This window comes from Kaistella sp., assembly GCF_049588135.1.
In the GTDB taxonomy this organism is placed as follows: Bacteria; Bacteroidota; Bacteroidia; order Flavobacteriales; family Weeksellaceae; genus Kaistella.
In genome coordinates, this window is sequence record NZ_JBAVFG010000210.1 from 1 (window position 1) to 5,639 (window position 5,639).

Consider the following 5,639-nt stretch of genomic DNA (forward strand, 5'->3'; position numbering starts at 1 on the left):
CTATCCTTCCATTCCGGTTTATCAAATATGAGATTTGATTTTTCGACAATTTTAGCAGTATCCACACCATAATTTTTGTAGAAATTCTGGAAGTAATAATTTCCCTTTTCGGATTTTGGTTCTTTAAAATTGAATTGGACAAAAGCAGGTTCTAATTGTTCACTTTTGGGATTGTGAAATTCTATTTTCACGCTGCGACCTTCCAAAATATTAATAGCTTCTTTTGCTGTAAACGTATTTTCCTTGCTTACTGGAAAATTGTGAGAAATATCTTCGCCTTTCTCATTTTTCAAATTTGCATGGTAAGAATTGAGAAAAACGCCGCCATTTTCAGTTTTATTGAATTTTAAAATAAAATCAACCTTATTTCCAGGTAATGTTTTGTCGGAAGTGGTTTTAATTTCAAACTGTTGTTTTTTAGACTTGATTCCTTTTTCTAAATCTTTGTGAAGCTTTTCATCTTCGCCGAAACCAAGGTATTTCAATTGATTTTTTAAATACGCTACTTGGTCGAATTCTTTTTGTGTTTCCATAATGTTTGGATTTTGATTGTTAATGATTTTTTGTATAATTATTCTCTGATTTTTTATTTTCTCAATTATCTTGTGAATCCTCTTGATTTCTGATTTTTCTCATCCTGTTCTTCTTCCCTGAATCGATTTACATCTTCATACAAATCCGGATCATTGACATTGAGTTGAATATCATTTTTCCCTTCTTTATTGATTTGTTTAGAATCCAGAGAAATTGCATTTACTGTATTGATTTCTTTCGAAACAATGTTCAAATCGTTGGTGATTTCTTTTGCGATTTCAGGGTATTTATCCATTTTCTCTTGAAGGAATTCTTTTAGTTTCAGCAATTCGTTTTTATAACGATTTGTTTCAAGAACATCCTTTTTATCTGCAATGATAGCAGTCAGTTCAGTCAAATTTTTAATCAAATCAAATTCGACAACTTTATTCGTTTGTTTATCGAAAATGAAAGCAGATTTTGTCCAATTAACTTGAGCACTATTCTTCGCATCGTTCGGGTCATACTTTGTCTGAATATCAGAATATTGTACTTGCTCCTTGCTATTTTCAATGATTTCCGAAAGATTTTTATCTCTTTCTAAAAAAATCACTTTTAGTTGACTGTTATCATCAACCAGTTGAAAAGTTGCTCTGTTTTTCTCGTTATCTGCCACGATCGTATAACCTTGCAGAAATTTTGCAATATCTTCTGAAGTAAGTTTTTTCGAAAAGGTATTATCTTCATTAATGATCCCAAATTTTTTCAAATCTTCGGTAGGTAAAGTTTCATTTTTCATAATATTTTGTTTATTTTTTAGTGTTATTTTTCATTAATAAGTTGCCATTAATTTATTGGCTCTAACAAGATCATTTAAAAAGTGAATAGGGTTTATGTAGTTTCCATATTCTTTCACTCCAAAATGTAAATGTGGACCTGTGGAATTTCCGGAATTTCCACTTTTTGCAATTACAAAACCTGCTTTTACAAATTCCCCAACTCTATAATAAATCTGTGATAAATGGAGATATGAAGTTTCAAAACGATTGAAATGTTGAATTTTGATGTAATTTCCACCTCCTTTAGAATCCCACCCAGCTTCGGTTACAATTCCATCAAGAACAGAATAGACAGGTTCGTAAGAAATAGGCAAATCAATTCCGTTATGAGATTTTCTATCCCCGATAATTGGATGAATTCGAGAACCGTAAGGTGATGAAATTGTTATTTTTTTGTTTACTGGCATGAATATTTTCAAATTAGTGGGTTCATCATCAATAAATTCGAATTGTTGGAAATAATTTTTATTATTTGAACCAACATTTTTTTTAGTTAATTCAGAAAGTGAATCTTCAAGTTTTGTGTAATCAGCTTTCAATTTTTCATTCTTTGAAATCCCAAATTTTATCATTTGATTTTTTAAAGAATCAATTTCTCGCTTTAAATCAGCTTTTGTAGCTGAGTTTCTAAAAAGTTTTTTTGATTTTTTTCTTTCTGCATTTTCATCATTTTCCTTTTTCTCAACTTTAATTTCTTCGGTTTTGGGAAAGTTTTGATTCTGTTTTGCAGTAGAAGGCTTGAGTGTATTAAATTGCGCAAATACAGGATAACTGCACCCAATAATTCCAACAAATAGCATTTTTTTAAGTGTAAATTTTATTTTCATTATTTTTAGGCTTTAATCATTTCATTTACAATGAGTTCAACTTCTTTGTTAATTTTTCGGTAATTAGTCATGAGAACTTCTTCTTTCCGATCGCTTCCTTTTTTATCGACAAATGAATAGTAGATTGGCATTTTCACATAATTTTGCTCTTCTTCTTTAATTTTTGCCATATCAAGATTTATTTTTCCACTGAGTGCTGAAGTTTTAAATTCTTCAGTGTCATTTTCTTCACCTTGGGCAATTATTCCAACCATTTCTCCAGTTCTAAGAGCAGCTATTTTTCCGGCAGGAATCATATTATCCATTTTCTCATTGATAGAGGTTGTAGTTCCTTGTTGTGAAATAGATTGAGAGAATGTTTTTTGTTTGATTTTGCCAAACATTTTTTCTAACCAATCCAAAGTATTTTTATCTCTTGCAGAACCGGAAAGAATATTTCCGACAATTGCAGAAATGGTATCTGCAATTTCTTTTTTATAAAATTGTCTCAGCTGTGGTAATTCTTGCAAACCAAGCATTACTGCAACTCTGTTACTTCGAGCGGTTGCTACTACATTATCAATTTTATGAATGTAAATGGTTGGAAACTCATCCGCAATAATTCCGCCGGGTAAATTGTGTTTAGAATTAATCAAACGTAAAGTCCGGTTCAGAACCGCCGAATACAAAGCGGAATTAATATCCTGTGTTCCGGGATCAGAAGCCAAAATCATAATGGAAGGATTTTCTTTGTCAGTAATTTTCAATTCCACTTCATCACCGGAGAAAACCCAAAAACTTTCTTTTGTTGCCAACCGGGAAAGAAAAATTTTCAAAGTTCCGATTTGTCCTTCTAATTGGTCGAATGCTTTGTTGTCATAAGCTGTTTTAAAAGGAGATAACAAAGATTCCAATTCCTCATGCGTAAAAAGAGTATCGAAAATTTCTTTGTAGCTTTTATTCATGAAAGCCAATATGTGTGGTAAATCGGAATATTTTCCGTTTTCGAACGTTGCAAAGAAATAAATGCAAGACGAGAGAAAGTTAATGGCAGATTGAGTAAAGAATGCTTCAGAACCGCCACCGCCACTTGAACCTCCTTTTTGCAGTGACGACACCATTGCTTCTGCCATTTCTTGCGCTTCCGCCAATGTTTTTACATATTCTTTTTTAAATGGATTGACCCTTTTTGATTTTTCAACATCATTAAGATTGATTACATGAAAATCATGTTTGTAATCAGAATCGTTTTTCTTTTTTAAAAGATGGTGATAGTAAGCAATTTGCCCTAAATCGGGAAATTTAAAATCATAAATACAAAGGCAAAATCCTTTCGCAATCATTTGCCGAATCGCAGGATTTATAACTCCGAAAGATTTACCCGAACCGGGTGTTCCAATGACCATCGTTCCCCGAAATGGATTGATATTAATCCAACCTTTATTGATTCTTTTATTAAATCTGAATAAATAAGGAATGTTAATCGAGGTATCAGTTTGTACCAATTCTTGATTTTGAGCAAAACTTTCTTCTTCAATATTCCATCGGTCTTTACCCATTTTCTGCTGCATTAATTTTGAAATGCTATCGGCACCTATTTGTGCGACTAATGCTCCAATGAATGATAAAAGGATGTAAAGAACTTGATATAAATTCAAATGAGGAAGTATTCTTGGCAATGCATTATTTGCAGCTTCAGAAGTTAAAAGCAAAGAACCAAACATCATTGCAAGTCCAACAAGAATTGGCAAAATGATATTTTTTGCAATATTCAAATCCATTTTTTTCTTCGCCTTTGTTCCCACGGCAATCAATGCAATTAAAACTACGGTTGCAAACTTTGCATTTAGGGGCGGATAGAAAATTCCCATTTTAGAGAAATTCCCTAAAAGCTCTGATAGAAGTGGAATTTTTGCAGAAAGAAAAAATAAAGTGGCACAATCCAAAGTGACGATAAAATATACCATCTTTTGGAAAAAGCCATAAATTTTGATTTGGTTTTGTTGTTCTTGCATTTTGGTTGATAGTTGTCAGTTGATAGTTGTCAGGTTCAAATCTGGAATTAAAATGTATCAGCATTTAAAATATCCGAATACTTCACGGTCATTTCTATCGTTCTTCCTGATAATTGTTCTTCGATCAGTCGAATTTTCAAAACTTTACTGTTCGGATAAGTAAATTTTTTGAAGACGTAAATATTTCGGTAATTTTTCTTGAACTGTTTTTGATTAAACAATTGAAAAACAGGTTTAATTTCAATACTTTGATTGTTGGTCGCTTTGTAGATTTTTTTGTCTTCAACCGAGAAATTAAGACCATCAATGTCAAAACTTAAGTTAGAAGAATTTGAAAATGTCATATCCAAAAAGATGTAGTCATTCACAACATACACATTATTAATCTGCATGGTAAGCTTTAAATCTTTTTCTTCTCGAATAGGTTTATTTGTTTTTTTATTTCTAATAATATCCAAGGAAAAGTTGTGAAGTTCCATATTTGAAAAAGCCATTTTCGGATATTCTAATGGTTGCATATCTTCCGGCTGAATTTGGATATTGGCAACCGCATCTCTTTTGTAGCTCAAATAATTCACTTTATATTGTACCATAAATGATTGGCAAACAATCGTGATAACTCCTAAATTATTTTTGTCAATTGCTTTACTATTGGTTTCTGTACCCTTTTCGGGTTCATCGGTAATTTTGATTCTTGCAATATTTTCTGCCGGCAAATCTCCAGTAAGATTAGCGGTTGATAAATCCACAAATTGTATTGGTTCGGGTGAAATAATATGGAGACTTACACCTTCTGTAATATCTATTTGTGGAAGGTCATTTAAACGTTTTTCGGGAGTTCCTGTTTGTGCAAAAACTGTTGTTGCAGAAAAAAGGAATAATCCAAAGAGTAAATTTTTCATATGTTTAATCGTTTTTCTCATTTTATTTTTATTTTTTAATTGGTAATAGTTAATCTTCGATTTCATTTTTTTTAAGTTCTTTTTCGTTAATAAGGAAGATGTAAGAATTGTATTTTAGTTTTGCTTTGTTTTTTCTAATGATATTTGAAATAGTTTGTGAAGTAGAAGTAAATAACCCAGACATCATGCTTGTAAAAAAACCTTCGCCACCACTATCAAGTTGAGTTCCTTGTACGGAATTGCTTCCCATTTCCCGAAGCATTTCCCGGAAGTCACTTTGAGGGACATATAATCCCTGCATTCCGTCATTATCAAAAACAGTGAGATTTATTGGTAGGATTTCTCCGTTATTTAAAATTGAAATAACATTGAGATTAACTCTCTGTAAGGTAAATCCGGAAATTTGACCGTATAAAATTGTTCCTTTTGTAATGCTGTGTTTTCCTACTGTAATATCTTCCAGCAGTCGGAATCGAATTCGGCTTCCGAGAAATCCTTTTAAATTTTCATCAATTACCGCTTTGATAAAATTATTTTCTTGTTTTTTTGAGATTGAATTAAAAC

General features: G+C 31.7%; 5 protein-coding genes and 1 pseudogene. All 6 read right to left on the reverse strand.

Going from position 1 to position 5,639, the window contains the following annotated elements; genetic code table 11:
• A pseudogene (locus tag WBY99_RS11400) lies at positions 1-533 on the reverse strand (hypothetical protein); the annotation flags it as partial.
• Positions 534-598: 65 nt separating this feature from the next.
• Positions 599-1,312: a hypothetical protein gene (locus WBY99_RS11405; protein WP_423976458.1), complete on the reverse strand. Its 714-nt coding sequence runs from the start codon at positions 1,310-1,312 to the stop codon at positions 599-601.
• A gap of 33 nt (positions 1,313-1,345) precedes the next feature.
• Positions 1,346-2,152 carry a peptidoglycan DD-metalloendopeptidase family protein gene (locus tag WBY99_RS11410; protein ID WP_423976459.1) on the reverse strand — a complete coding sequence of 269 codons (807 nt, stop codon included), beginning with the start codon at positions 2,150-2,152 and terminating at the stop codon, positions 1,346-1,348.
• A gap of 32 nt (positions 2,153-2,184) precedes the next feature.
• Positions 2,185-4,173: a type IV secretion system DNA-binding domain-containing protein gene (locus WBY99_RS11415; protein ID WP_423976460.1), complete on the reverse strand. Its 1,989-nt coding sequence runs from the start codon at positions 4,171-4,173 to the stop codon at positions 2,185-2,187.
• A 47-nt stretch (positions 4,174-4,220) separates the two neighbouring features.
• On the reverse strand, positions 4,221-5,096 hold the full coding sequence (traN, locus tag WBY99_RS11420; RefSeq protein WP_423976461.1) for a conjugative transposon protein TraN: 876 nt from the start codon (positions 5,094-5,096) through the stop codon (positions 4,221-4,223).
• A gap of 28 nt (positions 5,097-5,124) precedes the next feature.
• Positions 5,125-5,639 (reverse strand): conjugative transposon protein TraM (gene traM, locus WBY99_RS11425; RefSeq protein ID WP_423976462.1); only part of this gene is annotated, 515 nt, incomplete at its 5' end.

Excerpts from the sequence above, each read along its gene's own strand:
- traN (WP_423976461.1), bottom strand. The coding sequence starts at position 5,096 with ATGAGAAAAACGATTAAACATATGAAAAATTTACTCTTTGGATTATTC.
- WBY99_RS11415 (WP_423976460.1), bottom strand. The coding sequence starts at position 4,173 with ATGCAAGAACAACAAAACCAAATCAAAATTTATGGCTTTTTCCAAAAG.
- WBY99_RS11405 (WP_423976458.1), bottom strand. The coding sequence starts at position 1,312 with ATGAAAAATGAAACTTTACCTACCGAAGATTTGAAAAAATTTGGGATC.
- WBY99_RS11410 (WP_423976459.1), bottom strand. The coding sequence starts at position 2,152 with ATGCTATTTGTTGGAATTATTGGGTGCAGTTATCCTGTATTTGCGCAA.